At 68.4% G+C, this 24,263-nt stretch carries 28 protein-coding genes; 14 read left to right on the top strand and 14 right to left on the bottom strand.

Annotated features, from left to right (window positions below; genetic code table 11):
• The first annotated feature begins 133 nt into the window (after positions 1 to 133).
• The 3 genes from DPV74_RS13850 to DPV74_RS13840 all read left to right on the top strand — a co-directional run bounded on the left by DPV74_RS13850 (position 134) and on the right by DPV74_RS13840 (position 3,148).
• Positions 134 to 1,039, top strand: coding sequence for an Imm72 family immunity protein (locus DPV74_RS13850; protein WP_119337400.1), 906 nt, complete (start codon positions 134 to 136; stop codon positions 1,037 to 1,039).
• 234 nt (positions 1,040 to 1,273) lie between these two features.
• Positions 1,274 to 1,618, top strand: a complete 345-nt coding sequence (locus DPV74_RS13845) for a cupin domain-containing protein (RefSeq protein WP_059709745.1) — start codon at positions 1,274 to 1,276, stop codon at positions 1,616 to 1,618.
• Between the two features lie 369 nt (positions 1,619 to 1,987).
• Positions 1,988 to 3,148, top strand: a complete 1,161-nt coding sequence (locus tag DPV74_RS13840; RefSeq protein ID WP_119337399.1) for an enolase C-terminal domain-like protein — start codon at positions 1,988 to 1,990, stop codon at positions 3,146 to 3,148.
• 11 nt (positions 3,149 to 3,159) lie between these two features.
• Here the strand turns inward: DPV74_RS13840 and DPV74_RS13835 are convergent, their stop codons facing one another.
• The 3 genes from DPV74_RS13835 to DPV74_RS13825 all read right to left on the bottom strand — a co-directional run bounded on the left by DPV74_RS13835 (position 3,160) and on the right by DPV74_RS13825 (position 5,296).
• Positions 3,160 to 3,786, bottom strand: a complete 627-nt coding sequence (locus DPV74_RS13835) for a LysE/ArgO family amino acid transporter (RefSeq protein ID WP_060372262.1) — start codon at positions 3,784 to 3,786, stop codon at positions 3,160 to 3,162.
• 124 nt (positions 3,787 to 3,910) lie between these two features.
• Positions 3,911 to 4,252, bottom strand: coding sequence for a multidrug efflux SMR transporter (locus tag DPV74_RS13830; RefSeq protein WP_027788149.1), 342 nt, complete (start codon positions 4,250 to 4,252; stop codon positions 3,911 to 3,913).
• Positions 4,253 to 4,375: 123 nt separating this feature from the next.
• Complete coding sequence (locus DPV74_RS13825; RefSeq protein WP_119337398.1) at positions 4,376 to 5,296, bottom strand: LysR substrate-binding domain-containing protein; 921 nt, start codon at positions 5,294 to 5,296, stop codon at positions 4,376 to 4,378.
• A gap of 170 nt (positions 5,297 to 5,466) precedes the next feature.
• Between DPV74_RS13825 and DPV74_RS13820 the strand changes: the two genes are divergently transcribed.
• The 3 genes from DPV74_RS13820 to scpB all read left to right on the top strand — a co-directional run bounded on the left by DPV74_RS13820 (position 5,467) and on the right by scpB (position 8,880).
• On the top strand, positions 5,467 to 6,789 hold the full coding sequence (locus tag DPV74_RS13820) for an MFS transporter (protein WP_119337397.1): 1,323 nt from the start codon (positions 5,467 to 5,469) through the stop codon (positions 6,787 to 6,789).
• A 61-nt stretch (positions 6,790 to 6,850) separates the two neighbouring features.
• Entirely contained in the window at positions 6,851 to 8,074 is a 1,224-nt protein-coding gene (locus DPV74_RS13815; protein ID WP_119337396.1) for a CaiB/BaiF CoA-transferase family protein, read from the top strand.
• Positions 8,071 to 8,880: a methylmalonyl-CoA decarboxylase gene (gene scpB, locus DPV74_RS13810; protein ID WP_060193881.1), complete on the top strand. Its 810-nt coding sequence runs from the start codon at positions 8,071 to 8,073 to the stop codon at positions 8,878 to 8,880. The genes DPV74_RS13815 and scpB overlap by 4 nt, the downstream gene beginning before the upstream one ends.
• An 82-nt stretch (positions 8,881 to 8,962) precedes the next feature.
• On the opposite strand, the gene DPV74_RS13805 is transcribed toward scpB, so the two are convergent.
• From DPV74_RS13805 to DPV74_RS13795, 3 genes are all read right to left on the bottom strand, one after another.
• Positions 8,963 to 9,505 (bottom strand): chromate transporter, encoded by a 543-nt coding sequence (locus DPV74_RS13805; RefSeq protein ID WP_027788146.1) that lies wholly within the window; start codon positions 9,503 to 9,505, stop codon positions 8,963 to 8,965.
• Complete coding sequence (locus DPV74_RS13800) at positions 9,502 to 10,113, bottom strand: chromate transporter (RefSeq protein ID WP_060357149.1); 612 nt, start codon at positions 10,111 to 10,113, stop codon at positions 9,502 to 9,504. Before DPV74_RS13800 ends, DPV74_RS13805 begins: the two co-directional genes overlap by 4 nt.
• 150 nt (positions 10,114 to 10,263) lie before the next feature.
• Complete coding sequence (locus tag DPV74_RS13795) at positions 10,264 to 11,019, bottom strand: DeoR/GlpR family DNA-binding transcription regulator (RefSeq protein WP_119337395.1); 756 nt, start codon at positions 11,017 to 11,019, stop codon at positions 10,264 to 10,266.
• An 81-nt stretch (positions 11,020 to 11,100) separates the two neighbouring features.
• Here DPV74_RS13795 and DPV74_RS13790 point away from each other — a divergent pair, with 81 nt between their 5' ends.
• The 5 genes from DPV74_RS13790 to DPV74_RS13770 all read left to right on the top strand — a co-directional run bounded on the left by DPV74_RS13790 (position 11,101) and on the right by DPV74_RS13770 (position 14,061).
• Complete coding sequence (locus tag DPV74_RS13790) at positions 11,101 to 11,700, top strand: NUDIX domain-containing protein (protein ID WP_021157072.1); 600 nt, start codon at positions 11,101 to 11,103, stop codon at positions 11,698 to 11,700.
• A complete protein-coding gene (locus tag DPV74_RS13785; protein ID WP_119337394.1) occupies positions 11,697 to 12,077 on the top strand; it encodes a DUF4406 domain-containing protein in 381 nt (126 codons plus the stop codon). Before DPV74_RS13790 ends, DPV74_RS13785 begins: the two co-directional genes overlap by 4 nt.
• 189 nt (positions 12,078 to 12,266) lie before the next feature.
• Positions 12,267 to 13,139: a Sir2 family NAD-dependent protein deacetylase gene (locus DPV74_RS13780; RefSeq protein WP_119337393.1), complete on the top strand. Its 873-nt coding sequence runs from the start codon at positions 12,267 to 12,269 to the stop codon at positions 13,137 to 13,139.
• A gap of 161 nt (positions 13,140 to 13,300) precedes the next feature.
• Positions 13,301 to 13,687 (top strand): fluoride efflux transporter CrcB, encoded by a 387-nt coding sequence (crcB, locus tag DPV74_RS13775; RefSeq protein WP_027788140.1) that lies wholly within the window; start codon positions 13,301 to 13,303, stop codon positions 13,685 to 13,687.
• Between the two features lie 23 nt (positions 13,688 to 13,710).
• Entirely contained in the window at positions 13,711 to 14,061 is a 351-nt protein-coding gene (locus DPV74_RS13770; RefSeq protein WP_119337392.1) for a DUF190 domain-containing protein, read from the top strand.
• 12 nt (positions 14,062 to 14,073) lie between these two features.
• Here the strand turns inward: DPV74_RS13770 and DPV74_RS13765 are convergent, their stop codons facing one another.
• Together DPV74_RS13765 and DPV74_RS13760 are read right to left on the bottom strand one after the other, a co-directional pair.
• On the bottom strand, positions 14,074 to 14,637 hold the full coding sequence (locus DPV74_RS13765; protein ID WP_027788138.1) for a YggT family protein: 564 nt from the start codon (positions 14,635 to 14,637) through the stop codon (positions 14,074 to 14,076).
• A 75-nt stretch (positions 14,638 to 14,712) separates the two neighbouring features.
• Positions 14,713 to 15,642, bottom strand: coding sequence for a Rossmann-like and DUF2520 domain-containing protein (locus tag DPV74_RS13760; protein WP_119337391.1), 930 nt, complete (start codon positions 15,640 to 15,642; stop codon positions 14,713 to 14,715).
• Positions 15,643 to 16,169: 527 nt separating this feature from the next.
• Here DPV74_RS13760 and DPV74_RS13755 point away from each other — a divergent pair.
• Complete coding sequence (locus tag DPV74_RS13755) at positions 16,170 to 16,472, top strand: hypothetical protein (RefSeq protein WP_021157078.1); 303 nt, start codon at positions 16,170 to 16,172, stop codon at positions 16,470 to 16,472.
• A gap of 124 nt (positions 16,473 to 16,596) precedes the next feature.
• Here the strand turns inward: DPV74_RS13755 and DPV74_RS13750 are convergent, their stop codons facing one another.
• Both DPV74_RS13750 and DPV74_RS13745 read right to left on the bottom strand, forming a co-directional pair.
• Positions 16,597 to 17,265, bottom strand: a complete 669-nt coding sequence (locus DPV74_RS13750) for a LysE family translocator (RefSeq protein ID WP_059695907.1) — start codon at positions 17,263 to 17,265, stop codon at positions 16,597 to 16,599.
• 58 nt (positions 17,266 to 17,323) lie between these two features.
• Positions 17,324 to 18,880 carry a UbiD family decarboxylase gene (locus DPV74_RS13745; RefSeq protein ID WP_027788135.1) on the bottom strand — a complete coding sequence of 519 codons (1,557 nt, stop codon included), beginning with the start codon at positions 18,878 to 18,880 and terminating at the stop codon, positions 17,324 to 17,326.
• On the opposite strand from DPV74_RS13745, the gene DPV74_RS13740 reads away from it, so the two are divergent.
• Both DPV74_RS13740 and DPV74_RS13735 read left to right on the top strand, forming a co-directional pair.
• The gene (locus tag DPV74_RS13740) at positions 18,852 to 19,046 is read left to right on the top strand and encodes a hypothetical protein (RefSeq protein ID WP_124535574.1); all 195 of its coding nucleotides are present in this window, start codon (positions 18,852 to 18,854) and stop codon (positions 19,044 to 19,046) included. The genes DPV74_RS13745 and DPV74_RS13740 overlap by 29 nt on opposite strands.
• Before the next feature lie 430 nt (positions 19,047 to 19,476).
• Positions 19,477 to 20,586, top strand: coding sequence for a lytic transglycosylase domain-containing protein (locus DPV74_RS13735; protein WP_027788134.1), 1,110 nt, complete (start codon positions 19,477 to 19,479; stop codon positions 20,584 to 20,586).
• A gap of 128 nt (positions 20,587 to 20,714) precedes the next feature.
• Here DPV74_RS13735 and DPV74_RS13730 read toward each other — a convergent pair whose 3' ends face one another.
• The 4 genes from DPV74_RS13730 to ribBA form a co-directional block, all read right to left on the bottom strand.
• Complete coding sequence (locus DPV74_RS13730; RefSeq protein WP_027788133.1) at positions 20,715 to 21,911, bottom strand: pyridoxal phosphate-dependent aminotransferase; 1,197 nt, start codon at positions 21,909 to 21,911, stop codon at positions 20,715 to 20,717.
• Positions 21,912 to 21,984: 73 nt separating this feature from the next.
• Positions 21,985 to 22,422, bottom strand: coding sequence for a transcription antitermination factor NusB (nusB, locus tag DPV74_RS13725; protein WP_027788132.1), 438 nt, complete (start codon positions 22,420 to 22,422; stop codon positions 21,985 to 21,987).
• Positions 22,419 to 22,937 carry a 6,7-dimethyl-8-ribityllumazine synthase gene (gene ribH / locus DPV74_RS13720; RefSeq protein ID WP_011351235.1) on the bottom strand — a complete coding sequence of 173 codons (519 nt, stop codon included), beginning with the start codon at positions 22,935 to 22,937 and terminating at the stop codon, positions 22,419 to 22,421. The genes nusB and ribH overlap by 4 nt, the downstream gene beginning before the upstream one ends.
• 53 nt (positions 22,938 to 22,990) lie before the next feature.
• The gene (ribBA, locus tag DPV74_RS13715; protein ID WP_119337390.1) at positions 22,991 to 24,133 is read right to left on the bottom strand and encodes a bifunctional 3,4-dihydroxy-2-butanone-4-phosphate synthase/GTP cyclohydrolase II; all 1,143 of its coding nucleotides are present in this window, start codon (positions 24,131 to 24,133) and stop codon (positions 22,991 to 22,993) included.
• Positions 24,134 to 24,263 lie beyond the last annotated feature (130 nt).

Below are 24,263 nucleotides of genomic sequence, written 5' to 3'. Positions count from 1 at the left end.
ATCCACGGGATCTACCGTCCAGGCTGAAGGCATATCCCTTCGGCGCGCTGTAGCATCGGAGCCGAATTTCAACGGCCCGATGGATGTGCCGCATAGCCGATGGCGGCAAACAATCGACGGACGAACAGGTTCAATGATGTTGAATATTTTGACCATGACCCCCGAGCAGGAACAGGATGCGCGAGCAAGGGCGTTTCATCTGCTCAAGAAATGGACGAGTGTCACGTTCCTGGAATACGCCGTTGGACTTTATCGGGACTTTCTCGGCGCGTACGCAAAACAACTGGACACACCGAGCCCAAATCAGGTCGAGCTTGAGGAAGCCTACACGCATGATTTCTCGGGGGCACTGGTGCGCATGGATCTGGGCATCGATGCATTGCGCCGAGGTCTCGACAAACGAGCCGCATACGACGCGTTGGTTAGAGGAAGCCAGCAAGGCGGCGACCTGTTGTTTGGACGGAGTGCGCTTGAAATCGGTCGTAAATACGATCCGTTTTTTCATTCACTGGGGCTGAAGGACACCAGCTTTTCGGACCCGGTGTATGCCACCGGGTTCGTGGAGGGGGTATGGATCGAGAGATTGATTTGCTACGCGCTCAAGTGCACGGTCGGATTCGGTTATACCGGGATGCTCGCATACGGAACACGTGCGGATGGCGGGACCCGCGTATTTGAGCACTGGACCTATGAATCCATGTTCGAAAATGCGCCGCTTCCTGCTTGGCGATATTGGCCACCCGGTCGCACCTATCCTGCATCGCTTCCTCCCTGTCCGCCGAAGAACGAATCCGCAAGCGGCGAGGTTTGCAGCGACCAGGAGATTCCTGTCGAGGGGATCTGGGAGCCGTGGTTTCCGTCCGGCAAGGTGGGCTGTCCGAGCTACTTCCTCAAAGGCAGTGTTGCCCACAAGTACCTGTTGGAAGGTACGAACGACGAACATGCGGTGCGCTGGCGGCTGCTGTGGGAAGACAAGCGTTACCGGGACGGCAGCATTCCGGCGGCGGAGGAAACTTACTTCCCCAAGCCTGTCGCCTGACCGACGCTACGGGGCCTGCCAGGAGAGCCTTGTCCGCGCACCGGTTACTGCAAAGCCCGACCGCATCGTCAGGCAGCACCGCAGCGCCAACGGCGAACGAAACGCGCCGGCCGTGCGCGTGCCCGCGGGCCGGTGTCGAAAATAGACGAGTCGGTGTCGGAAGCATGCAAGTCCCGACCACGCTTTCGCACTAACGTGACAAGCCTCTTACACGAACGTTAGTCTGGAGCTGACATGTCCGATTTCATCACCGTTTTGCGCGAAACCTGCCCGACGCCGGTCCTTGACGCGACCAAGTGGAAGCGTATCGGCGGCGATCCGCACACCGTGAATCTCAACGCGTACCTCTCCAAGGACGGCAGCAAGATCATGGGTACCTGGATCTGCACGCCGGGCAAGTTCGAGGTGAACTACGAAAAATGGGAGTACTGCCACTTCCTCGATGGCTACTGCATCATAACACCGGAAGGCGAGGAGTCGGTGCACCTGAAAGCTGGCGACGTGTTCGTGATCGAACCCGGCATGAAGGGGGCCTGGGAAGTGGTGGAGACGGTGCGCAAGTACTTCGTCTTTGCCTGAGCGGGCCGGTAGATTCGACCACGCGTACCGTCGTCGTCCGGATACCTTCGAGGTTCGCGCCCTCCGGGCGACTGCACGTTTTCGCGTGACAGCGTAGCCGATGCGGTGTGCGCGGTGGGCCGGGGCATTCGTATCGAGGGGCGCGGTCAAAGCGCCAGCCCCGGCGACGCGGTCGACCGCGTGCTCGTTCAAGCCGGCCACACCGGCGCATTCCGTCCAGCCGGTGCGCCGGCCGATTCGAAAAGGCGATCGCCGCGCCGGCCTGCGCGTCATCGCCCAAACCCCTATGATGCAGCGATTCGCCCACCGTTCCGGTCGCATCGCGTACCTCGTTCGCTTGCACCGGTCGCCACCCCCGGAATCCCGACCATGCGTATCACCGACATCCGCGAACGCACGATTCCCGTCTCCCGCTATGCCGACCCGGCCATTCCATCCGGCGGCCTGACGACGAGTGTCGTCGCGCTCACCACCGACGTCGCGCGTGACGGCCGCCCCGTGACGGGCTACGGCTACGCATCGGTCGGCCGCTTCGCACAGGGCGGCCTGATCCGCGAACGGTTCGCGCCGCGCCTGCTGGCCGCCGCCGACGCGCTCGCCGACGAAGCCGGCACGAACCTCGACCCGTTCCGCGCGTGGCGCGCGATGATGGCCGGCGAAAAGCCTGGCGGACACGGCGAACGCTGCGTGGCGATCGGCGCGCTCGACATGGCGATCTGGGACGCCGCCGCGAAAATCGCCGACCTGCCGCTCAATCGCTTTCTGGCCGACCGGCTTGGACGCACGGCGGCACCGCGCGTGCGTGTGTACGCGGGCGGCGGCTATCGTTATCCGCACGACGATCTCGCGCGCCTGTCGGACGAGATGCGCCGCATTGCCGATCTCGGCTACACGCACGCGAAGATCAAGATCGGTGGCGCGGACGTCGCTCAGGACAGCAGGCGCATCGAAGCGGCCGCCACGCAGTTGGCGGACAGTTCGCATCTCGCGGTCGACGCGATGAACACGTACGACGCGACGACCGTCGATATTGCCGCCGCGATGCTCGAGCCGTTCGGCCTCTGGTGGTTCGAGGACATCTGCGATCCGCTCGACCTGCCGCTCCAGGCAGGCGTCGCCGCGCGCTACGCCCCGCCGATCGCGGCCGGCGAAGCGCTGTTCTCGCTCGCGGAAGCGAAGCTGCTCGACCGCTACGGCGGCCTGCGTCCCGACCGCGACGTGCTCGTGTTCGATCCCGTGCATTGCTACGGGCTGCCGGGATACCTGCAGATCGTCGAGCACTTCGCATCGCGCGGCTGGCGGCGCGACGCGTTCTGGCCGCATGGCGGCCACCTGTTCTCGCTGCATGTCGTCGCAGCGCTCGGGCTCGGCGGTGCGGAAGTCAATCCGTTCGCGTTCGATCCGTTCAGCGGGCTCGCCGATGGCGAAACCGTCGACGCAGGTTTTGCGCGCACGCCGCAGGCGCCGGGCATCGGTTTCGAGCTGCATGCCGGCGCGCATCGCGCGTTTCGCGCGGTATCGGGCCGTTGACACCCGAAGCGCTAAAGCGCATCGATCGCGAAACGCACCGCGAAGCCGAGCATCATCGTCGCGACGAACAAATCGAGCACGCGCCACGCCAGCGTACGGGCAAACCACGCACGACACGCGCGTGCGCCATAGGCGAGCATCAGGAACCACGCGAGCGAAGCCGCCATCGCGCCGAACGCGAACGGCGCGCGTTCGGCGGGCGCGTGACTCACGATCACGGTGCCGAGCAGCAGCACGGTATCGATCCACGCATACGGATTGAGCAGCGACACCGCGGCCGTCGCGAGCAGCGTGCGCGACAGCGCGGGGGCGTGGCGCGCGTGTGAGTCGTCGACGTGCTCCGGCTGCCGCCGCCGGATCGCCGAGCGCAGCGCGAGCAGGCCATAACCGGCGAGATAGGCGATACCGGCCCACAGCGCGGCCGATACCACACCGGGATGCCGCGACAGCAGTGCCGACAACCCCTGCGCGCCGAGCACGATCAGCAGCGCGTCGCTGCCTGCGCAGACGAGGGCGATGGAGAGGAGGTGGGGGCTCGAGATCGAGCGCTTGATGACGAAGGCGTCCTTGGGGCCGACCGACGTGAACAGGCCGGCGCCAAGCAGCAGGCCTTCGATGAAGGCGGAGGTGTCGAGCACGAGCGGGCCGACAACCTCTTAAGCTGAACCGGTGATGGTTACGATGAACGAAACGTTAAGGGGCGCGCTGGGGCGGTGTCAATGCCCCCTGGCGCCCAGGCATCGACGACCGGCAGGCCACCGGTCAGTGCGTCGCCGCCTCGCCGAGGTTGAGCGCGACGAGCGCACAAACGGTCAGCGCGATGCCGGCGAGCTTCAGCGACGACACCGCTTCGTCGAAGCAGACGATGCCGATCACGGCCGTGGCCGCGGTGCTGGCGGCGGCCCAGCTCGCGTACGCGAGCCCCATTTCGAGCCGCTTCGTCGCGAGCGCCATCAGCCAGACGGCGCAGGCATAACAGACGACGGTGAGCGCGGACGGGAGCGGGCGGGAAAAGCCGGCCGAGTATTTGAGGCCGACGGAGCCGAGCACTTCGGCGAGGACACTGACGCCCAGCAGAAGCCAGGCAGACTGGAGCGGGGACACGAACGGCCTCCTTCCCCCGACGCTTATACCGAGCGGCGAGGAGGAGTGGAGGTGTCAGCGGTACCCAGGATGAAAGGAGCTTAGTCCACACGGCGCGGCAGGGCAACGCATGCCGCCTGCCCGTCACGCCTGCCCGGCCGCCCACTCCGGCCGCTGCCCGAGCGTGTCGAACAGCCGGACGATCTCGGCTTTCACCTTCTGCACCGCGTTGCTGACGAGCGCCGTATCGTGCCAGCACAGCGACAGGTCGCGCGCGAACAGCCGGTGCGCGACCGTCGACAGCTTGAGCTTGCGTTCCTCGATCTCGACGTGCGCGGCCGTCCACGGCAGGATCGTCACGCCGAGCTGCGCCATCACGGCCGCGAACAGCAGCCCGGTCGAGCTTGCCTCGAAGCCGATCTCGTACGACAGCCCGGCCTCGCGCATCGCCCATTCGACACGGTTGCGGATCGTGTTCGGCGCGCTCGGCAGGACGAGCGGCATCCGCGCGATCGCGTCGAGCGGCACGGGATCGTCCGGCACCGGGAATTCGGGCCACGTGATCAGGTACAGCGTTTCCGTCAGCAGCCGGTGGATCGCGATGCCGCGCGTCTCGACCGCGTCGACGACGATCGCGAGATCGAGCCGCGCGCGTTCGAGCAGCGTGTCGAGATCGGCGCTCGGCGCCTCGATCAGTTCCAGCATGATGCCCGGGTAGCGGTCGCGCACCGCGCGGGCGAGCGGAATGGCCAGCACGCGCGCGGTGCTCGACGGCATCCCGACCGTCACGCGGCCCTGCGGCGTGTCGGCGTCGCGGCGCAGCAGCTCGCGCGTGCCGTCGGCCTGGCGCAGCAGTTCGAGCGCATGCTGGTACAGCGTGCGGCCGGCGGCGGTCGGCGCGACGCCGCGCACGCTGCGTTCGAGCAGCTGCATCCCGAGATCCTGTTCGAGATTGCGCATCTGCTGGCTCACCGCCGGCTGCGCGACATGCAGCGCCTCGCTCGCATGCGTGACGTTGCCGCATTCGACGACCTTCACGAAATAGCGCAACTGCCTCAAGTCCATCGCCGCCGCCTCCCGATTCAAGCCATAAGCCAATCCGATCGAGCAAGATGAATATCATATTTTTCCCCGATCGATGGGGTTTCTATACTCGTCTCACACAAGAGCCAGCCTGCCGGCCATCCCGGACCGGACGCGGCAAAAGTGCCGGCCCCGCCGGCAAGGAGACGAAGATGTTCAAGGCGATCGACGCGCCGGCGGCCGGCGCGAAGCCGCGGCGCACGCCGCTCACGCGCGAGCAGGTCAAGGGCTTCTGGGCCGTGTATGCGGGCTGGGTGCTCGACGGCGTGGATTCGGTGATCTACGCGCTCGTGCTGATTCCCGCGCTGACCGAGCTGCTGCCGGCATCCGGCATCGCGGCGACGCCCGCGAATCTCGGGATGTACGGCTCGATCCTGTTCGCGCTGTTCCTGATCGGCTGGGGGCTGTCGTTCATCTGGGGGCCGCTCGCCGACCGCTTCGGCCGCGTGCGCACGCTCGCCGCGAGCATCCTGATCTACTCGGTGTTCACCGGCGCGGCCGCGTTCGTGCACGACGTGTGGGCACTGGCCGCGTGCCGTTTGATCGCCGGGATCGGCGTCGGCGGCGAATGGGCGCTCGCGGGCACCTACGTGGCCGAGAGCTGGCCGGAGGATCGCCGCAAGATGGGCGCCGGCTACCTGCAGACGGGTTACTACTTCGGCTTCTTCATCGCGGCGTGCCTGAACTACACGATCGGCGCGACCTACGGGTGGCGCGCGATGTTCCTGTGCGGGCTCGCGCCCGCGCTGCTCGCGGTGTTCACCGTGATGCGCGTGAAGGAGCCCGGCCAGTGGCGCCGGCACGACGCGCGCGACGGCGACGTGGCCGACGCGCGGCGCGCGCATCCGCTGCGCGAGATCTTCGCGCCGGCCTTCCTGCGCCGCACGCTGACGAGCGCGAGCCTGGTCGGCGTCGCGATCGTCGGGCTGTGGGCCGGCTCCGTGTACGAGGCGAGCGCGGTCACGACGCTGGCGGCGCGTGCGGGCATCGATCACATCGGCGCGCTGCGGCTCGCGTCGATCGGCGCGGCGATCCTGTCGTGCGCGACGATCGCCGGCTGCCTGGTTGCGCCGTGGCTCTCCGAACGGCTTGGCCGGCGCACGGCGCTCGGTGTGTATTTCACGGGCATGGCCGGTTCGATCGTGTTCGCGTTCGGCTGGGCGTTCTACCAGCCGAACGGGCTCGCGGCATTCATGGTGTCGCTCGCGTTCCTCGGTTTCTTCGGCGGCAATTTCGCGATCTTCTCGTTGTGGCTGCCCGAGCAGTACCCGACACGCGTGCGTGCCACCGCGTTCGCGTTCAACGCGTCGGTCGGCCGCTTCATCGGCGCAGGCGTGAACTTCCTGCTCGGCGCCGCGATTCACGGTTACGGATCGCTCGGCGTGCCGGTCGCATGGACCGCGGCCGCGTTCGGGCTCGGCATCCTGATCCTGCCGTTCGCGGTCGAAACGCGCCATCAGACGCTGCCCGAATGAGCGGTGCGCCGCGATCGTTCGGAAACAAGCTACACCCAGTCATCAATATCAGGAGTCCGGAATGCAGGCATTACAAGGAATCAGGGTCGTCGATCTGAGCCGCGCGCTGTCGGGGCCGTTCTGCTCGATGGTGCTCGCCGATCTCGGCGCCGACGTGATCAAGGTCGAGTCGGGGCCGCACGGCGACATGAGCCGCGCGTGGGGGCCGTTCGATCGCGGCGTGAGCACGTACTACCTGTCCTGCAACCGCAACAAGCGCGGCATCTGCGTGGATTTCCGGCAGCCGGCCGGCCTCGACGTCGTGCGCCGGCTGATCACGCAGGCCGACGTCGTGATCGAGAATTTCAAGGCCGGCACGATGGACGCGATGGGGCTCGGTTACGCCGCGCTGAGCGCGCGCGATCCGCGGCTCGTGATGGGCAGCGTCACCGCGTTCGGCCCGCGCGGCCCGTTGCGCGACTGGCCGGGCTTCGACCAGATCGCGCAGGGCTACGCGGGGCTGATGAGCCTCACCGGTTTTCCCGACGGCGAGCCGACCCGCACGGGCACCGCGATCGGCGATCTCAGCTCGGGGATGTGGGTCGCGACCGGCGTGATGGCGGCGCTGTTCGAGCGCGAGCGCACGGGGCGCGGGCAGCATGTCGGCACGTCGCTGCTCGAAAGCCTCGTGTCGCTGCTGAGCGTGCACGGGCAACGCTACCTGAGCCTCGGCGACGTGCCGCGCCGCACCGGCAATGCGCATGCGGTGATCGCGCCGTACGGCGTGTTCGAGACGGCCGACGGGCCGCTCAACCTTGCGCCGATCACGACCGACATGTGGCTGCGGCTGTGCCAGTTGCTGGATCTGCCCGAACTGCCGGACGATCCGCGCTTCGCGACCAACGATGCGCGTGTCGCGCACCGTGACGAACTGAAAGCGCTGCTTGAAGGCCGGTTGCGCACGCGCGGCAAGCGCGAATGGACCCAACGCTTCGTCGACGCCGGGCTGCCGGCGGGGCCGATCAACACGCTCGACGAAGTGTTCGACGATCCGCAGCTCGCGCATTGCGGGCTGGTCGAACCGGTCGCGCATCCGACGCTCGGCACGCTGCGCCAGGTCGTCACGCCGCTCGGCGGGATGGGGGACGCGGTGCCGGCGCCGCGCACGCGCCATGCGCCGCCGCTGCTCGGCGAGCATACGGTCGACGTGCTGCGCGAAGCGGGCTTCGACGACGACGCGATCGACACGCTGCTGGCCGGGCGCGCGATCTTCCAGGCGGAAGCGGTGGCGGAGGCCGTGCAATGAGCGACACGACGAAACACGATGGCGCGTCGCGCGTGACGGTCGACATGGTCGGCGAACGGATCGCGCGCGTGCGGTTCGCGAATCCGGCGCGCCGGCATGCGCTCGACGCGCCGTTGCTCGATGCGCTCGTCGCGCGCCTCGATGCGCTGGCCGAACACCGTCCTCCGCCCGTCGTGATCCTGTCGAACGACGGCAGCGGCGACGTGTGGAGCGCGGGGCACGATCTGCGCGAGCTGGCCGACGATCGCGATCCGCTCGCGTACGGCAAGCCGCTCGAACGGGCGCTGCGGCGCGTGCGGACTTATCCGGGCGCGGTGATCGCGGCGGTGTCGGGGTCGGCGTGGGGCGGGGCGGTCGATCTCGTGATGAGCTGCGACCTGGTGGTCGCGGCGCGCGATGCGCGTTTTGCGATGACGCCCGCGAACATCGGCCTGCCGTATTCGACGAGCGGCCTGCTGCGCTTCCACGACAACCTGCCGATCCACGTGCTGAAGGAGATGTTCTTCTGCGCGCAGCCGCTCGATGCGGAACGCGCCGCGCATCACGGGCTCGTGAACCGGCTGGCGGAAGCAGGCGGTGTCGACGAGGCGGCGCTCGACGTCGCGCGCACGATCGCCGCGAAGGCGCCGCTCGCGGTGCACGCGGTGAAGGAGCAGTTGCGCGTGCTGCAGGACGCGCGGCCGTTGCCGGCCGACGCGTTCGAACGGATCGCCGAGTTGCGCCGGCACGCGTGCGAAGGCGAGGACTTCGACGAAGGGCTGCGCGCGTTTGCGGAGCGGCGCGCGCCGGTGTTTCGCGGCGGGTAGGACCGGCGCAGGCCCGCCATTGGCGTGAACAGGCCTCTGCGTTCACGCGCCCGAGCGGTTCCGCGGTGCAAGGCGGCGTGCGCTACGCGCCGCCGATCGCGTGCACGCCGACGAGCAGCAGCGCGCCGATGGCGATCAACAACAGCGCATGGACGCGCGTATACATCACGCACAGCGTCGACGCGACCGCGATCGCGCGCGCGGCCCAGCCGCCGTCGAGCGCCTGCAGCAGCACCCACACCGACGCGAGGATCATGCCGGCCGCGACCGGGCGCAGGCCGGCCTCGAGCGCGATCTGCCAGCGCGCGCCCTGGTGCCGCCGCCACAGATGCGCGACGCCGTAGATCAGGAACGCCGTCGGGCCGAACAGCGCGAGCGTCGCGATCACCGCGCCCCAGAAACCGGCCACCTGCCAGCCGATCAGCGTCGCCAGCAGCGAGCCGGGGCCCGGCGCCATTCGCGCGATCGCGAAATCGTTCACGAATTGCGTGGCGGTCATCCAGTGATGCACGTCGACCACCTGCCGCTGGATGTCGGCGATGATCGCCTGCCCGCCGCCGATCGTCGCGATCGACAGCGGCGCGAACACGCCGAACAGCGCAGCGTAGCGTTGCGATGCGGTCATCGTGTGTCGCGCCCGGCCGGTGTGGCGGCCGCGCGGCGGTATTCGAGCGCGACGCTCAGCGTGCCGCCGACCAGCACGGTCCACACCAGCGGCCAGTGCAGCACCGCAACCGACACGAAGGTGAGCGCCGTCACCGCGAACGGCAGCGCGCGGCGCGGCAACCGACGCACGGCGGTGATCGCCATCGAGATCGACAGCCCGATCGCCGCGGCCGCCGCGCCGGCGAGCGCGACGTGCGTGAGCGGGAAGCGCGTGAGGGTCGAGAACGCGATGCCGAACAATACGATCAGCACGGCCGGCGGCGCGATGATGCCGGTGAAGCCGGCCACGGCGCCGCGCCATCCGGCGAGCCGGTAGCCGATCCAGATCGCGAGGTTCTTCACGTTGACGCCCGGCAGCGCCTGCGACAGCGCGAGGCCGTTGAGGAACGCCTCCTCGTCGAGCCAGCGGCGTTCGTACACGAAGTCGCGCATCATCCGGCCGCTGAGCCCGCCGCCGAAGCTGGTCAGGCCGATCTGCGAGAACGCAATGAACAGTGCGAGGACGCCGGGCGGCGGCGCATTGCCTGCGGGCGGCGCCGATGAAGAGGTGGCGGAGGGCGGTGGCATCGGGCGTGCGGTGCATGGCGATTGGGCGGGCGCCCATGTTAGCAAGCGGACGCTGTCAGCACGCTGACATCGGCGAGGGGTTGGCGCGATGAAAGCACGCTGGTGATACGACGGACATATCCGGCCCATCCGGCACGGCCACAACCGACGCTACGCGCGCACGACCGTCACGCCCGCCGCTTCGATCGGCTTCGTCAACGCGGCGTCGGTTTCCTTTTCGACCACCACGGTGTGCGCCAGCGTGAGCTCGCCGATCACGAACTGCGACGCCGCGCGCAGCTTCGACTGCGACGCGAGCACGACGGTCTCGGCCGCGCGTTCGGCCAGTGCGCGCTTGATCGCCGCTTCCTCGAAATCGCCGGTGCTGAGCCCCGCAACCGGGTGCACGCCCGTCACGCCCATGAAGTAAAGATCCGCGTGGATGCGCGCAATGCCTTCCATGGCCGCCGCGCCGACGGCGACGATCGAATGCTTGTAGAGCCGCCCGCCGATCAGGATCACCTCGATCGACGGATGCGCGGCGAGCGCCACCGCGACACTCGGGCTGTGCGTGACGATCGTCGCGCGCAGGTCGGCCGGCAATTGGCTGACGAGCAGCGCCGAGGTGGTGCCGCCATCGACGATCGCCACCTGCCCGGGCGCGATCATCTCCGCGGCGCGGCGCGCGATGCGCCGCTTTTCCGCCGTCTCGATCGTTTCGCGCTGCGCGAACGGCGCAACGGCCGGCGACGCCGGCAGCGCACCGCCATGCACGCGCTGCAGCAGGCCCTCGGCCGCGAGCTCGCGCAGGTCGCGGCGGACGGTGTCTTCGGATACGCCGAATTGCGCGCTCAGCTCGACCGCCAGCACCTGGCCGTCGCGCGCGAGTGCGTCGAGGATCGCTTTCTTGCGTTGTGTCGTCAGCATCGGGTTTGCACGAATTTTCTTGAAATTGCACGAATCTGCACGTTACCATGGGCGCCGTCTTTTGTCGAACCGGAGGCTGCGATGGCTGCAACGCGGGACCGTGTCCGCATCGTCGATACGACGGTGCTGTCCGATGACTGGTATGTGCTGAAGAAGGTGACGTTCGATTTCCTGCGCCGCGACGGAACGTGGCAGCGCCTGAGCCGCGAGACCTACGACCGCGGCAATGGCGCGACCATCCTGCTGCGCAATGCCGATACCGGCGACGTGCTGCTGACGCGGCAGTTCCGGATGCCGGCGTTCGTCGGCGGACACGACGGCATGCTGCTCGAGGCCGCCGCCGGCCTGCTCGACGATGCGACGCCCGAAGCGCGCATCCGCGCGGAGGCCGAGGAGGAGACCGGTTACCGCGTGCGCGGCGTGCGCAAGGTGTTCGAGGCGTTCATGAGCCCGGGCTCGGTGACGGAGAAGCTGCATTTCTTCGTCGGTGAATACGATGCGTCGCTGCGCACCGGCGACGGCGGCGGCGTCGCGGAGGAGGGCGAGGATCTCGAGGTCGTCGAGATGCCGCTGCAGGCGGCGCTGGATGCGGTCGAGCGCGGTGAGATCGTCGATGCGAAGACGATCATGCTGCTCCAGTACGTCGCGCTGCGGGAAACCGCCGGCGCGCGCACGGCATGACGCCGCTGCTCGTGCTGGTCGCCGGCCCTTACCGCAGCGGCACGGACGGCGACCCCGCGCGCATCGCCGCGAACCTGCACCGGCTGGAGGAGGCGGCGCTCGCCGTGTATCGCCGCGGGCATGTGCCGATGATCGGCGAGTGGGTGTCGCTGCCGCTCGCCGTCGCGGCCGGGTCGCGACAGGTCGGCGATGCAGTCAGCGAGGCGTTCCTGTATCCGGCCGCGCACCGGCTGCTGCGCCGCTGCGATGCGGTATGCCGGATCGACGGCGCGTCGCGCGGCGCCGACGCGGATGTCGCCCTCGCGCGGCAGCTCGGCAAGGCCGTCTACTTCTCGGTCGACGACATACCGGTCGTGCAGGACGGTCCGGATCGCTGAACAGGCGGGGAGGCGCCCGGCCATGGCGATGCAGGCGGCTCCGCGGATCGCTTGCCCGCACCGCCCGCGGCCGGGCGAGCGTCGCGTCATGCCGTTGCATCGTGCATGTCATGCATGCCGCGCCGCGCGCGAACCGGCGTATGATCGCGACGCCACCCGCGCACCGTCCGACGCCACCGACGCCCCGTCATGCCGCTCTCCGATTCCGCCGATTTCACTGCCGCGACTGCCGCCGCGCAACTGCCCGCCGATCTCGTCGCTTCCGCCGTTGCCGCGCTCACGCGCGCCGACGCATTGCTCGTGACGGCCGGCGCCGGTATCGGCGTCGATTCCGGGTTGCCCGATTTTCGCGGCACGGACGGGTTCTGGCGCGCGTATCCGGCGCTGCGCCACGAGCGCTTCGAATTCCACGAGATCGCATCGCCGCACGCGTTCCGTGCGCGTGCGCCGCTCGCATGGGGCTTCTACGGGCACCGCCTCGCGCTCTACCGTGCGACGGTGCCGCATGCGGGCTTCGCGATCCTGCGCCGCTGGATCGACGCGATGCCGAACGGCGGCTTCGTCCTGACGAGCAACGTCGACGGCCAGTTCCAGAAAGCCGGCTTCGATCCGGCGCGGATCGTCGAGATCCACGGTTCGATCCACGCCATGCAGTGCCTGCGCCCCTGCTCGGACGACACGTGGGATGCGGCGCCGTTCGTGCCGGACGTCGACGAAATCACCTGCCGCCTCGTCGGCGAAATGCCGCGCTGCCCGCGCTGCGGCGGCCTCGCGCGGCCGAACATCCTGATGTTCGGCGACACCGGCTGGCTCGGTGCGCGCTACGACGCGCAGGAACGCGCGCTGGAAGACTGGATCGCGCGGGCCGGGCGTGTCGCCGTGGTCGAGATCGGCGCAGGCACCGCGATCCCGACCGTGCGCCTGCTGAGCGAACGGCTCGGCGCCGACGTGATCCGCATCAACGCGCGCGAAGCGCATGCGCGCCGGGCGGATGTGATCGGCCTGAAGGGCGGCGCGCTGGCGACGCTGGGCGCGCTCGACGCCGCCTGGCAACGCGCGTGACCGTGTGTGAACGGGCGGGCATCCCGGCGGCGGCGGCCGTTGCAGGCGCGACGCGAATCCGCATACAGTTCAGCCGGTGCCGCCCGCGTGCGGCCCGGACATCATCCCGGGCGACCGGGGCCGGCGGCTGAATCCAGCCGCTTCATCGAACGGGAGCGCCCTTGTTCTATTCGATCGTCGCGATCTTCGTCGGCGCCGGGCTCGGCGCATTGCTGCGCTGGTTCCTGAGCCTCGCGCTCAACGAATTCTTTCCCGCCGTGCCGCTGGGCACGCTCGCCGCGAACCTGATCGGTGGCTACGTGATCGGCATCGCCGCCGTCGTGTTCACGACCCGCGTCGGGTTGCCGCCCGAGTGGCGGCTGTTCGTGATCACGGGCTTTCTCGGCGGCCTCACGACGTTCTCGACCTATTCGGTCGAAGTGATGACGCATGCGTTGCAGGGCGAATTCGGATGGGCGTTTGCGGTGGCTGCCCTACACTTGACTGGATCGTTCGCGCTGACGGCGCTCGGCATGTGGACCGCGCGCGCATGGCTCGCGGCGGCCTGAGCGTGCCGCCATCGGAGGGAGCGATGGACAGGATCTTCTTGCGCTTCTACGTGCACGAGCAGCACCGGCTGCACTGGAAGCCGCTGTGGGAATGGCTGCTGGAGGAGGCGAACCGGATGGGCGTCGCGGGCGGTTCCGCGTTTCGCGCGATGGCCGGCTTCGGCCAGCATCGCGTGCTGCACGAGGACCGCTTCTTCGAACTGCAGGGGTCGCTCGCGATCGAGGTCGAATTCATCGTCACCGAGGACGAGGCGCAGCGCTTGCTTGCGAGGCTGTCGCAGGAAAAGGTGCGCGTGTGCTACGCGATGATACCGGCGCAATTCGGCGTGATCGACACGCTCGGCGCACCGCCGGCGCGGGGGCCGGCGGTGTAGGGTGCGACGGCGTCAGATGCCGAACATCGTCAGCGACACGGCGGCGCGCGTGACGATCATCAGCAGCACCTGCACGATCACGAACAGCAGGATCGGCGACAGGTCGATGCCGCCGAGATTCGGGATCACGCGGCGCAGCGGGTTCAGGAACGGCGCGGTGAGCTGGTAGAGGATCGGCATGGCCGGCGAGCGCGGGTTGAGCCACGACAGCAGCGCCATCAGGATCGTCATCCAGATCACGAGATTGAGCGCCCACTTCACGACGGTGAGCAGCGCGACCACGACGAGCGTCGCGATCACCGCAGCCGGGTCGAAGCCGGCCATCACGACCATCAGCACGACATAGACGAGCGCGGTGAGGAGGGCGGCGACGACGCTGGCCCAGTCGATGCCGCGCACGCCCGCGATGACGCGGCGCAGCGGCAGCACGAGCCAGTTGGTCGCCTGCAGCACGGCCTGCGTGACGGGGTTGTACGGCGGCACGCGGACGGCCTGCATCCAGACGCGCAGGATCAGCGCGGCGCCGAACAGCGTGAAGATGGTATTGAGCAGAAAACGGGCGATCTCGCCGAACATCGTTGGCATCCTTTTTATACGGTCAGTAGCGTGCGGCCGCCAACGCCGGATGGCGGCGCATCGGCCGACACCTTATCACGCCTCGTCTCGCGACGGGGAGGGGTGCGCGGCGGTGCGCGCGAGCGACGTTTCGACGGCTTCGGCGAGTGCCGGCAGCGACGCCGGCGGCGCCGCGCGCTGCGCCGCGAGCGCGACCGCGCGGCGCGTCAGCAACGCGTACAGCGTCGCGTGATCGCCGCCGAGCGTTTCAAGCAGTGCCAACTGGCGTTCGACGATGCCCGTATCGCCGCGCGACACGGGGCCCGAGAGCGCGTTCGCGAGCCCCTTGTCGCGTGCGGTCTCGATCGTACCGGCCAGCATCGGCAGCAGCGCGCGCAACGCGGCTTCCTCGTCGAAACCGAGGCCGCGCCACAGCTCGACCGCTTCCGCCAGCCCGCACAGCGCGAAGCTCGCCGCGTAGTGCGCGGCCGCGTGATAAAGCATCCGGCCGCCGGCCGGAATCGACAGCGGATGGCAGCCGAGTGCGGCGGCAAGTCGCATCAGCGTCGCATGCAGCGCGCCGTCGGCTTCGATCGTGACCGAGCAGCCGTCGATGCGGGCGAGGTCGGCGTCGGTGCCGCCGAACAGGTAGAGCGGATGGAAGCCGCCGGTGGCCGTGCCCTGCTGCTTCGCCGGATCGAGCAGCGTGACGGCCGACGCGCCGCTGCAGTGAACGACGGCCTGCCGCGCGGCGCGCGATGCGTCGAAGCGCAGCGCCGCGGCGGCGGACGCGAGATGGTCGTCGGGCACCGTCAGGAAGATCAGGTCGGCGGCGTCGGCGACCTGCTGCGGCGTGTCGACCGCCTGGCAGCCGTCGATGCGCGCGGCGAGGGCCGCGGCCGACGCGGGCGTGCGGCTCGCGATCGCGACGACCGGAAAGCCGGCCTGTGCGAAGCGCTGCGCGACACAGCGTGCGAGACGGCCGGCGCCGATGAAGCCGAGGCGGGGTGTGTCGGGGACGGACATGGCAGCGAACGTAAGCGAAAACGAAGCAACCGCCAGTATCGCAGGAATGACGGCGGGGCCGCGAAAGGGCAATTTCCGTGCGGACACGTGCGTGGCCGGCCGCTACGCGGCGCGAACGACGCATTTATCGATGCGTGTATCGGCGCCCGGCGCCACGGTCGATTCACGATCGTGGAATCCGACCCCGAAACATATCGCACCCGCGTCCGGCTTGAAACGTCGGCATCTTGTCTCAAATTTGTAATCGTTCATTACGATCGCGTGCCCGCCGCACGCGCCGTATCCGGTAAGACTGACCGGCCATGATGTTGCGACCCGACTCGTCGGACGGAACCGCGCGGCCCGCAAGGGTCGCCGAAGGTGCTGCGAGCCGCGCCGCACGGCGGTTCCGGCCGCGTGCGATTGCAATTTGCAACAAATGCCCGATACGTGAGGGACGGGTTTTCGCTACATTGCTTCCATGCGACGTGCATGCCCGCCGTTGCCGACAGGGGCGCATAAAATACCGCTCCAGCAGGAGAATCGAAGTGAAAAAGCTCATTCCGTTCATCGCCGCCGCCGCGCTGGGCCTGGGTGCCGCAAGCGCTGCGCAGGCTCACGTGTCGATCGGGGTCGGCATCGGTATCCCGGTCGCACCCGCGTATCCCGTCTATGCACCGCCGCCGCCCGTGTACTACGCGCCGCCGCCTCCGCCCGTCTATTACGCACCGGCGCCGGCCTACTATGCACCGCCGCCCGCCGTGGTCGTCGGCGGCTATGGTGGCTACTACGGTCGCCCATACTGGCGCCATGGTTACGGCGGCTGGGGCCATCACGGCTGGCGTCGCTGATTCGTCCCGCGCGGCCTGACCGCGCGTGGCAAAACGGCGCAGCGTCCCGAGCGGGGCGCTGCGCCGTTTTTCTTTTCGGGCTGCCGCCCGGCCTCGGTGCGCGGCCCGTGCAGGCCGGCTGCGATTACACCGCGTTCACGATCAGGTCGCGGTAGCCGCCGACGATCACGCTATACGAGAAATACGCGAACAGCAGCGCCGACGCGATGTGGCACGCGCGCATCAGCCCCGCGCCCGCGCGCTTGCGGCCCTGGCTCGCGAGCGTGCACATGAAGAGCGTCCATGCGAGGCCGCCGAGGAAAAAGCCCGACAGGAACACCGACGCGGTGGCCGGCGTGGTCGCGCCGGCTTTCGCGATCAGTGCGCCGCCGACCGCCGCGAACCACAGGATCGCGCTCGGCGACGACATCGCGAGCAGCATGCCGCGCAGGAAGCTGCGCCGCGCGCTCGCGCGCGGCTGCGGCGTCTCCTCGGCATCGTCGCCCGCCGCCTTGGCCGGTGCCAGCGCTTCCCGCGCCATCTTCCACGTGAGGAACAGCAGCACCGCGCCGCCGCCGATCCACACGATCCAGCGCACCGGCTCGAACTGCAGCAGCACGGCCATCCCGGCGAGCGCGAGCGCCGCATAGACGAGATCGCCGACGCACGATCCGATGCCGAGCCAGAAGCCCGGCCGGAAGCCGTGTGACAGCGTCAGCGACAGCATCGCGACGTTCACGAGGCCGATGTCGAGACAGAGCGACAGCGACAGAAAGAAGCCGTCGGACAGCATGGAGGTGGGCGGAAAGGTCATCTTCGTTGTTCTTGTTGCAATGGCAATCCACGGGCCGGCGGGCGCCGGCCGCGTGGCGTCAGAGTCCGATCTCCTGCCAGAGCCGATCGACGCGCGTCTTCACGGCGGCATCCATCTCGATCGGGCGGCCCCATTCGCGGCTGGTCTCGCCCGGCCACTTGTTGGTCGCGTCGAGCCCCATCTTCGAACCGAGGCCGGCCACTGGCGATGCGAAGTCGAGATAATCGATCGGCGTGCTGTCGACCATCACGGTGTCGCGCACGGGGTCGACGCGCGTCGTGATCGCCCAGATCACCTCCTTCCAGTCGCGGATGTTCACGTCCTCGTCGACGACCACGATGAACTTCGTGTACATGAACTGCCGCAGGAAGCTCCACACGCCGAACATCACGCGCTTCGCGTGGCCCGCGTAGCTCTTCTTCATCTGGACGATGGCCATCCGGTAGCTGCAGCCTTCGGGCGGCAGGTAGAAGTCGGTGATCTCCGTGAACTGCTTCTGCAGCAGCGGCACGAACACCTCGTTGAGCGCGACGCCGAGCACCGCGGGCTCGTCGGGCGGCTTGCCCGTGTAGGTCGAGTGGTAGATCGCGTCGCGGCGCATCGTGATGCGCTCGACGGTGAACACGGGGAACCACTCCTGCTCGTTGTAATAGCCGGTGTGGTCGCCGTACGGCCCTTCGAGCGCGTGTTCGTACGCGGCCGACGCGTTGCCGGCCGGGCGCGGCGGCGCGCCGGCCGGAGCAGGGGCGGGGGTGCCTTCCTGCGGATAAATGAAGCCTTCGAGCACGATCTCCGCGCGCGCGGGCACCTGCAGCGTGTCGACGCCGGGCGTCAGGCACTTCGCGAGCTCCGTGCGGCTGCCGCGCAGCAGGCCGGCGAACTGGTACTCGGACAGCGAATCGGGCACGGGCGTCACCGCGCCGAGCGTCGTGGCCGGATCGGCGCCGAGCACGACCGCGACCGGATACGGCTTGCCGGGGTTGCGCAGCGCGAATTCGCGGAAGTCGAGCGCGCCGCCGCGATGCGCGAGCCAGCGCATGATCAGCTTGTTGCGGCCGATCAGCTGCTGCCGGTAGATCCCGAGGTTCTGCCGCGACTTGTTCGGCCCGCGCGTGACCGTCAGGCCCCACGTGACGAGCGGCCCCGCGTCGCCGGGCCAGCAGGTCTGGATCGGCAGCCTGTTCAGGTCGACGTCGGCGCCCTCCCAGACGATCTCCTGGCAGGGCGGCGACGACACCGACTTCGGCGCCATGTCCCACACGGCCTTCGCGAGCGACAGCAGCTTGCCGGCATCCTTCAGGCTCTTCGGCGGATCGGGTTCCTTCAGCGCGGAGAGCAGGCGCCCGAGATCGCGCAGCGAATCGAGCGCGGCGTCGTCGCCCGCGTCGACGCCCATCCCGAGCGCGACGCGGCGCGGCGTGCCGAACAGGTTGCCGAGCACCGGGAAATCGTAGCCGGTCGGTGCGTTGAACAGCAGCGCAGGGCCGCCGGCGCGCAGCACGCGGTCGCACAGCTCGGTCATTTCCAGCACGGGCGACACGGGCTGCGTGACGCGCCGCAGTTCGCCGAGCGCCTCGAGGCGCTGGATGAAATCGCGTAAGTCTTTGTATTTCATGAAGATGGTCCGGGCCACCCGCGTGGCGGGCAGCGATGGGCGGGCGCAGCGGCCGGCTGCGGCCCCGAATCGACCGACGATTTTACCCGCGCCGCCGCATGCCCGCCCGGCGGAGAAAAAAGTCGACCGCGCGCAAACCCCCTACGGCACGGGGCTCGCGATCTGAAGAGTGTCCGTAAATTACTTTTTGTTATAATTTCAAGGTTTTATAGTGTTGACGATCTATAAAACCCTGCTAGAATCCGCTCACATTGGCTGCAGGGTAAAAGGCTTCGAGCCGCCAATCACCGATCTTTGACGCAGCGCGTCACCGTCCGCCGATACCTGCACGGCGTATCCGACGGCCTTAGTCGTAGTCTCAGCCAGCGCCACCAGACGCTGGTTTTTTGCGTGGGTGCCACCGCGTATGCCCGCCTCGCCCAGTGTGCGAAGGTGCCGGCCCTCTTACACCGTGGCCTCGAACGGTACTTATACCGTTTCCCCGATGTCTGCACGTCCCAACCAAGGCGTGCGGCGTCGTGATTCCGCGGCGCGTTACCTGTCTCGCCATCGAGCTGAGCGAGCCGCACGAGTCATGTTCATGGGAGATGATCTGAATGAACGCTTGGTTATCGTGGCGTCCTAGTGAGCAGCATGCGCAATTCGTGCGCAGCATGCTGCGTCGCGGGACGCGTGTCAGTCACCATCTATTCAGCGTTGTCGGCTGTCTCGCGGTCGCGGTTGCACTCGCACTGTGGCTGCTGCCAACCGTGCGCGGCACGCTCGCCGCGAAGCTGATGCCGGTCGTATCCGCGGCCGTGCAAGCCGGCCCGGCCCGTCTGCTGACCGGCCATCCGCTGCCGAACTTCGCGCCCGCCGGCGCGCAGCCGCAGCAGGAAGACAGCCCTGAAACGGACGCGCTTGCGGTCGGCCTCGACGTCGCACCGGAAGCCAACGCGCAGGGCGATGCATCCGATCCGGCCCGCAACGGCCCGTCGCCCGTCGCGCTGGCGAAGCTGATCCCGACCCAGCGCGTGGCGGCCGATGCGCGTGACGACCGTGCGCTCGCGTCGAATCGCGAGCAGGCGCTGGTCGCGACCTACCTGTCGCGCCGTTACCGCGTCGCGCAGGAGCCGCTCGGCCAGCTCGTCAAGGCTGCGTTCCAGACCGGCCGTGACGTCGGCCTCGATCCGCTGCTGCTGCTGTCCGTGATGGCGATCGAATCGGGCTTCAACCCGTACGCAGAAAGCGGCGTCGGCGCGAAGGGCCTGATGCAGGTCATGTCGAAGGTTCATTCCGACAAGTTCGAGTATTTCGGCGGCACCGATACCGCACTGCAGCCGCTCGCGAACCTCCAGGTCGGTGCGCTCGTGCTGAAGGACTGCATTGCACGTGGCGGTTCGCTCGCGAACGGCCTGCGCCTGTACAACGGCTCGACGAACCCGGACGACACCGCATACGGCGCGAAGGTGATGGCCGAGCGCGGTCGCCTGCGCGACGTGTCGCACGGCCGCAGCGTGCCGGTCAACGCGCCGCAGGCGCCGGCGAAGCCGATCGTCACGGCCGCCGCCGTGACGGCGGCAGCGGGCGGCGCGAAGCGCGTGCATGCGACGCTCGAAACCACGACGTCGGCGAAGTCGACGGCATCGAAGGAAGCCGCGCCGCAGGACGACGCGAGCGTCGATACCGCGAAGTCGCACGGCGACCATTCGGAGCTCGGCGCGTAACGCACGACGGTAGCGCAGCACTGCACGGCTTCGGCCGGCAGGACATGAAAAAGGCACCCGATCAGGGTGCCTTTTGCTTTTTGCGGCGCGAGAAGCCGCCGGCGTGCCGGCCGAGGCTCAGTCGTGGCTCAGTGCTGCCCGAACAACGTCGCGAGCCGTTCGACCGCTTCCTCGAGCCGCGAGTAGGCCGTCGCATAGGACAGGCGGATATAGTCGCGCGGCGCATGGACACCGAAGTCCATGCCGGGCACCAGCACGACGCCCGCGTCGTGCAGCATCGCCGTCGTGAGCGCGGCGCTGTCGCCGGCCGCCGGGTGGGCGACGCCGCCGCAGTGCGCATACACATAGAACGCGCCGTCCGGCATCACGGGCACCGTGAAGCCGAGCCGTTCGAGCGCCGGTGCGATGAAATCGCGGCGGCGCTTGAATTCGAGCCGGCGCGCTTCGTAGATGTCGAGCGCGGCGGGCTCGAAGCAGGCGAGCGCCGCGTGCTGCGCGAGTGCGGACGGGCAGATGAACAGGTTCTGCGCCAGCTTCTCGAACGTGCCGACCAGCGCGGGCGGCACGACCAGCCAGCCGAGCCGCCAGCCCGTCATGCTGAAATACTTGGAGAAGCTGTTCACGGTGACGACGTCGTCGCCGAATGAAAGCGCCGACACGGGTGCCGCGTCGTAGCTGAGCCCCTGGTAGATCTCGTCGACGATCGTGAAACCGCCGCGTGCGCGCACGGCTTCGACGATCCGTTTCAGTTCGTCCGGTTCGAGCGACGTGCCGGTCGGGTTCGACGGCGATGCGAGCAGCACACCGCGAGTGCGGTCGCCCCAGCGCGTGCGGACGTCGTCCTCGGTGAGCTGGAAGCGCGCGTCCGGGCCGCTCGGCACGAGCACCGCGCGGCCTTCGGCCGCCGCGACGAAGTGCCGGTTGCACGGATACGACGGGTCGGGCATCAGCACCTCGTCGTCACGCCCGACGAGCGCGAGGCACGCGAGCAGCAGCGCAGCCGACGCGCCGGCCGTCACGACGATCCGCTCCGGGCTGATCGTGAGGCCGTAGGCGCGCGCGTAGTGCGCGGCGATCGCCTCGCGCAGCGGTGCAATGCCGAGCGCGCTCGTATATTGCGTGACGCCGCGGCGCAGCGCGGCCGCAGCCGCTTCGACGACCGGCTCCGGCGCGGTGAAATCCGGCTCGCCGATGCCCATGTGGATAACATCGCGCCCGGAGGACTCGAGACGCTGTGCCTCCTTCATCAGTTCCATCACGTAGAAGGGCTGGATCGCGTCGACGCGTGCGGCGAGCTTGACGAGCGAATCGGTGGCGGTATTCATCGGGCGGGCAGGGGGAGGGGGCGTGACGAAAGAAAAAACGGGCGCATGCGCGCCCGTTCCGGACCAAACGGTATCAGCCGTTGCGGCGCGCCTGCGTTTCGGCGGGGCGCAGCTTCGCGGCGAGTTTGTCGAGCACGCCGTTCACGTACTTGTAGCCGTCGGAGCCACCGAATGTCTTCGCGAGTTCGACGGCTTCGTTGATGATCACGCGGTACGGCGTTTCAACGTGGTGCGTGAGCTCGAACGTCGCGATGAGCAGCACGGCGCGTTCGACCGGCGACAACTGGTCGATCGGGCGGTCGAGCGACGGCGTCAGCGCTTCGACGAGCGTGGTGTGCTCGCGGATCACGCCGTGCAGGATCGCGTCGAGCAGCTCCTTGTCAGCCTTGTCGTAACCGAGCGCGCCGCGCAGTTGCGCGTCGATCTCGCCGGAGGACGCGTTCGACAGCAGCCACTGGTACAGCCCCTGCGTCGCCAGCTCGCGCGATTGTCGGCGGGCGCTCTTCTTCATGCGCGCTCCTCTTCGTCGTCTTCGTCTTCCTCTTCGTCCTCGTCGTCATCGCCGAGCTGGTCGAGGGCCATCGTCAGGTTGGCCATCTCGACGGCGACGCGTGCGGCGTCACGACCCTTTTCGGTCATGCGCGCGACGGCCTGCTCGTCGTTTTCGGTCGTCAGGACCGCGTTGGCGATCGGCAGGTTGAAGTCGAGGCCGATGCGGGTGATGCCCGCGCCGCTCTCGTTCGACACGAGTTCGAAGTGGTAGGTCTCGCCGCGAATCACCGCGCCGAGCGCGATCAGCGCGTCGAACTGGCCGCTTTCCGCGAGCTTCTGCAGCGCGAGCGGGATTTCCAGCGCGCCGGGCACCGACACGAGCAGCACGTCTTCACCGGTGACGCCGAGGCGTTCCAGTTCCTCGACGCACGCGTCGGCGAGGCCGTTGCACACCGGCTCGTTGAAGCGCGATTGCACGATGCCGATCCGCAGGCCGTCGCCTTCGAGATTCGGTTGGTATTGTCCGATTTCCATGATCTTGTCCGTGGTGTGGATGAACGGTTATAGGGCGAAAGCGCCGTGGCGGGTTACGCGTTGGACGCCGGGCAGGACTTGGCTTCGCCGCCGGGCATCGGAATGAAGCCCGTGACTTCCAGGCCGTAGCCGGACATGCTGCCCAGCTTGCGCGGATTCGACAGCACCTGCATCTTGCCGACGCCGACATCGCGCAGGATCTGCGCGCCGATGCCGAACGTCTTGAAATCGACCGGCCGGCGCTTCAGCACAGCGGCCTTTTCTTCCTCGTCGAACGCCTTGAAGACGTCGATCAGGTGTTCCTTCGTGTCACCGCAGTTGAGCAGCACGATCACGCCGAGGTCGCGCTCCGCGATCTCGCGCATCGCGGCGTCGAGCGTCCACGAGTGCGTCGACACGCCCGTTTCGAGCAGGTCGAGCACCGACAGCGGCTCGTGCACGCGCACCGGCGTATCGACGTTGGGCACGGGCGCACCGCGCACCAGCGCGATGTGCGGCGAGCCGCTCGGCTGGTCGCGGTACAGCACCGCGCGGAACGTGCCGTGCGCGGTCTGCATCGTACGCTCGGCGATCCGCTCGATGATCGATTCGGTGCGGCTGCGGTACTGGATCAGGTCGGCGATCGTGCCGATCTTCAGGTTGTGCTCCTGCGCGAATTCGATCAGGTCGGGCAGGCGCGCCATCGTGCCGTCGTCCTTGATGATCTCGCAGATCACCGCGGCCGGCGTGAGGCCGGCGAGCGCGGTGAAGTCGCAACCGGCCTCGGTGTGGCCCGCGCGCACGAGCACGCCGCCCGGCTGCGCCATGATCGGGAACACGTGGCCCGGCTGCACGATGTGCTCGGGGCGCACGTCGTGCGCGACCGCCGTGGCGATCGTGTGCGCACGGTCGGCGGCCGAGATGCCGGTCGTCACGCCTTCGGCCGCTTCGATGCTGACCGTGAACGCGGTGCCGTACTGCGTGCCGTTGCGGTAGGTCATCAGCGGCAGGTGCAGCTGCTTGCAGCGTTCCTGCGTCAGCGTCAGGCAAACCAGGCCGCGGCCGTACTTGGCCATGAAGTTGATCGCTTCCGGTGTGACGAATTCGGCGGCGATCACGAGGTCGCCCTCGTTTTCGCGGTCTTCTTCGTCGACCAGGATCACCATCCGGCCGGCTTTCAGCTCGGCGATGATGTCGAGCGTGGAGGCGAGCGTCATAAGGGGGCGAGAAAGAGGAAAGTGCGTATTTTACGCCAGCCGGGCGGCGTTTCGGCTGGCAGGGGCCGCGCGCCGCCGGCAAGCGCTCCGGAAAGCGCCGCGGCCGGCCTGCGCGGCAGGCCTGGCCGGG

Origin of the sequence: Burkholderia sp. HAN2018, assembly GCF_024704855.1 — a bacterium.
GTDB classification, from domain to species: Bacteria; Pseudomonadota; Gammaproteobacteria; order Burkholderiales; family Burkholderiaceae; genus Burkholderia; species Burkholderia cepacia.
This window is presented reverse-complemented; position numbering and strand designations above follow the sequence as displayed.

Coding starts and splice junctions, on each gene's coding strand:
- DPV74_RS13745 (WP_027788135.1), bottom strand. CDS start 18,880: ATGAAATACAAAGACTTACGCGATTTCATCCAGCGCCTCGAGGCGCTC.
- DPV74_RS13790 (WP_021157072.1), top strand. CDS start 11,101: ATGGCTGCAACGCGGGACCGTGTCCGCATCGTCGATACGACGGTGCTG.
- DPV74_RS13735 (WP_027788134.1), top strand. CDS start 19,477: ATGAACGCTTGGTTATCGTGGCGTCCTAGTGAGCAGCATGCGCAATTC.
- DPV74_RS13795 (WP_119337395.1), bottom strand. CDS start 11,019: ATGCTGACGACACAACGCAAGAAAGCGATCCTCGACGCACTCGCGCGC.
- DPV74_RS13750 (WP_059695907.1), bottom strand. CDS start 17,265: ATGACCTTTCCGCCCACCTCCATGCTGTCCGACGGCTTCTTTCTGTCG.
- DPV74_RS13850 (WP_119337400.1), top strand. CDS start 134: ATGATGTTGAATATTTTGACCATGACCCCCGAGCAGGAACAGGATGCG.
- nusB (WP_027788132.1), bottom strand. CDS start 22,422: ATGAAGAAGAGCGCCCGCCGACAATCGCGCGAGCTGGCGACGCAGGGG.
- ribH (WP_011351235.1), bottom strand. CDS start 22,937: ATGGAAATCGGACAATACCAACCGAATCTCGAAGGCGACGGCCTGCGG.
- DPV74_RS13765 (WP_027788138.1), bottom strand. CDS start 14,637: ATGTTCGGCGAGATCGCCCGTTTTCTGCTCAATACCATCTTCACGCTG.
- scpB (WP_060193881.1), top strand. CDS start 8,071: ATGAGCGACACGACGAAACACGATGGCGCGTCGCGCGTGACGGTCGAC.
- ribBA (WP_119337390.1), bottom strand. CDS start 24,133: ATGACGCTCGCCTCCACGCTCGACATCATCGCCGAGCTGAAAGCCGGC.
- DPV74_RS13805 (WP_027788146.1), bottom strand. CDS start 9,505: ATGACCGCATCGCAACGCTACGCTGCGCTGTTCGGCGTGTTCGCGCCG.
- DPV74_RS13815 (WP_119337396.1), top strand. CDS start 6,851: ATGCAGGCATTACAAGGAATCAGGGTCGTCGATCTGAGCCGCGCGCTG.
- DPV74_RS13845 (WP_059709745.1), top strand. CDS start 1,274: ATGTCCGATTTCATCACCGTTTTGCGCGAAACCTGCCCGACGCCGGTC.
- DPV74_RS13800 (WP_060357149.1), bottom strand. CDS start 10,113: ATGCCACCGCCCTCCGCCACCTCTTCATCGGCGCCGCCCGCAGGCAAT.
- DPV74_RS13740 (WP_124535574.1), top strand. CDS start 18,852: ATGAAATCGCGTAAGTCTTTGTATTTCATGAAGATGGTCCGGGCCACC.
- DPV74_RS13760 (WP_119337391.1), bottom strand. CDS start 15,642: ATGTCCGTCCCCGACACACCCCGCCTCGGCTTCATCGGCGCCGGCCGT.
- DPV74_RS13820 (WP_119337397.1), top strand. CDS start 5,467: ATGTTCAAGGCGATCGACGCGCCGGCGGCCGGCGCGAAGCCGCGGCGC.
- DPV74_RS13730 (WP_027788133.1), bottom strand. CDS start 21,911: ATGAATACCGCCACCGATTCGCTCGTCAAGCTCGCCGCACGCGTCGAC.
- DPV74_RS13825 (WP_119337398.1), bottom strand. CDS start 5,296: ATGGACTTGAGGCAGTTGCGCTATTTCGTGAAGGTCGTCGAATGCGGC.
- DPV74_RS13770 (WP_119337392.1), top strand. CDS start 13,711: ATGGACAGGATCTTCTTGCGCTTCTACGTGCACGAGCAGCACCGGCTG.
- DPV74_RS13780 (WP_119337393.1), top strand. CDS start 12,267: ATGCCGCTCTCCGATTCCGCCGATTTCACTGCCGCGACTGCCGCCGCG.
- DPV74_RS13840 (WP_119337399.1), top strand. CDS start 1,988: ATGCGTATCACCGACATCCGCGAACGCACGATTCCCGTCTCCCGCTAT.
- DPV74_RS13785 (WP_119337394.1), top strand. CDS start 11,697: ATGACGCCGCTGCTCGTGCTGGTCGCCGGCCCTTACCGCAGCGGCACG.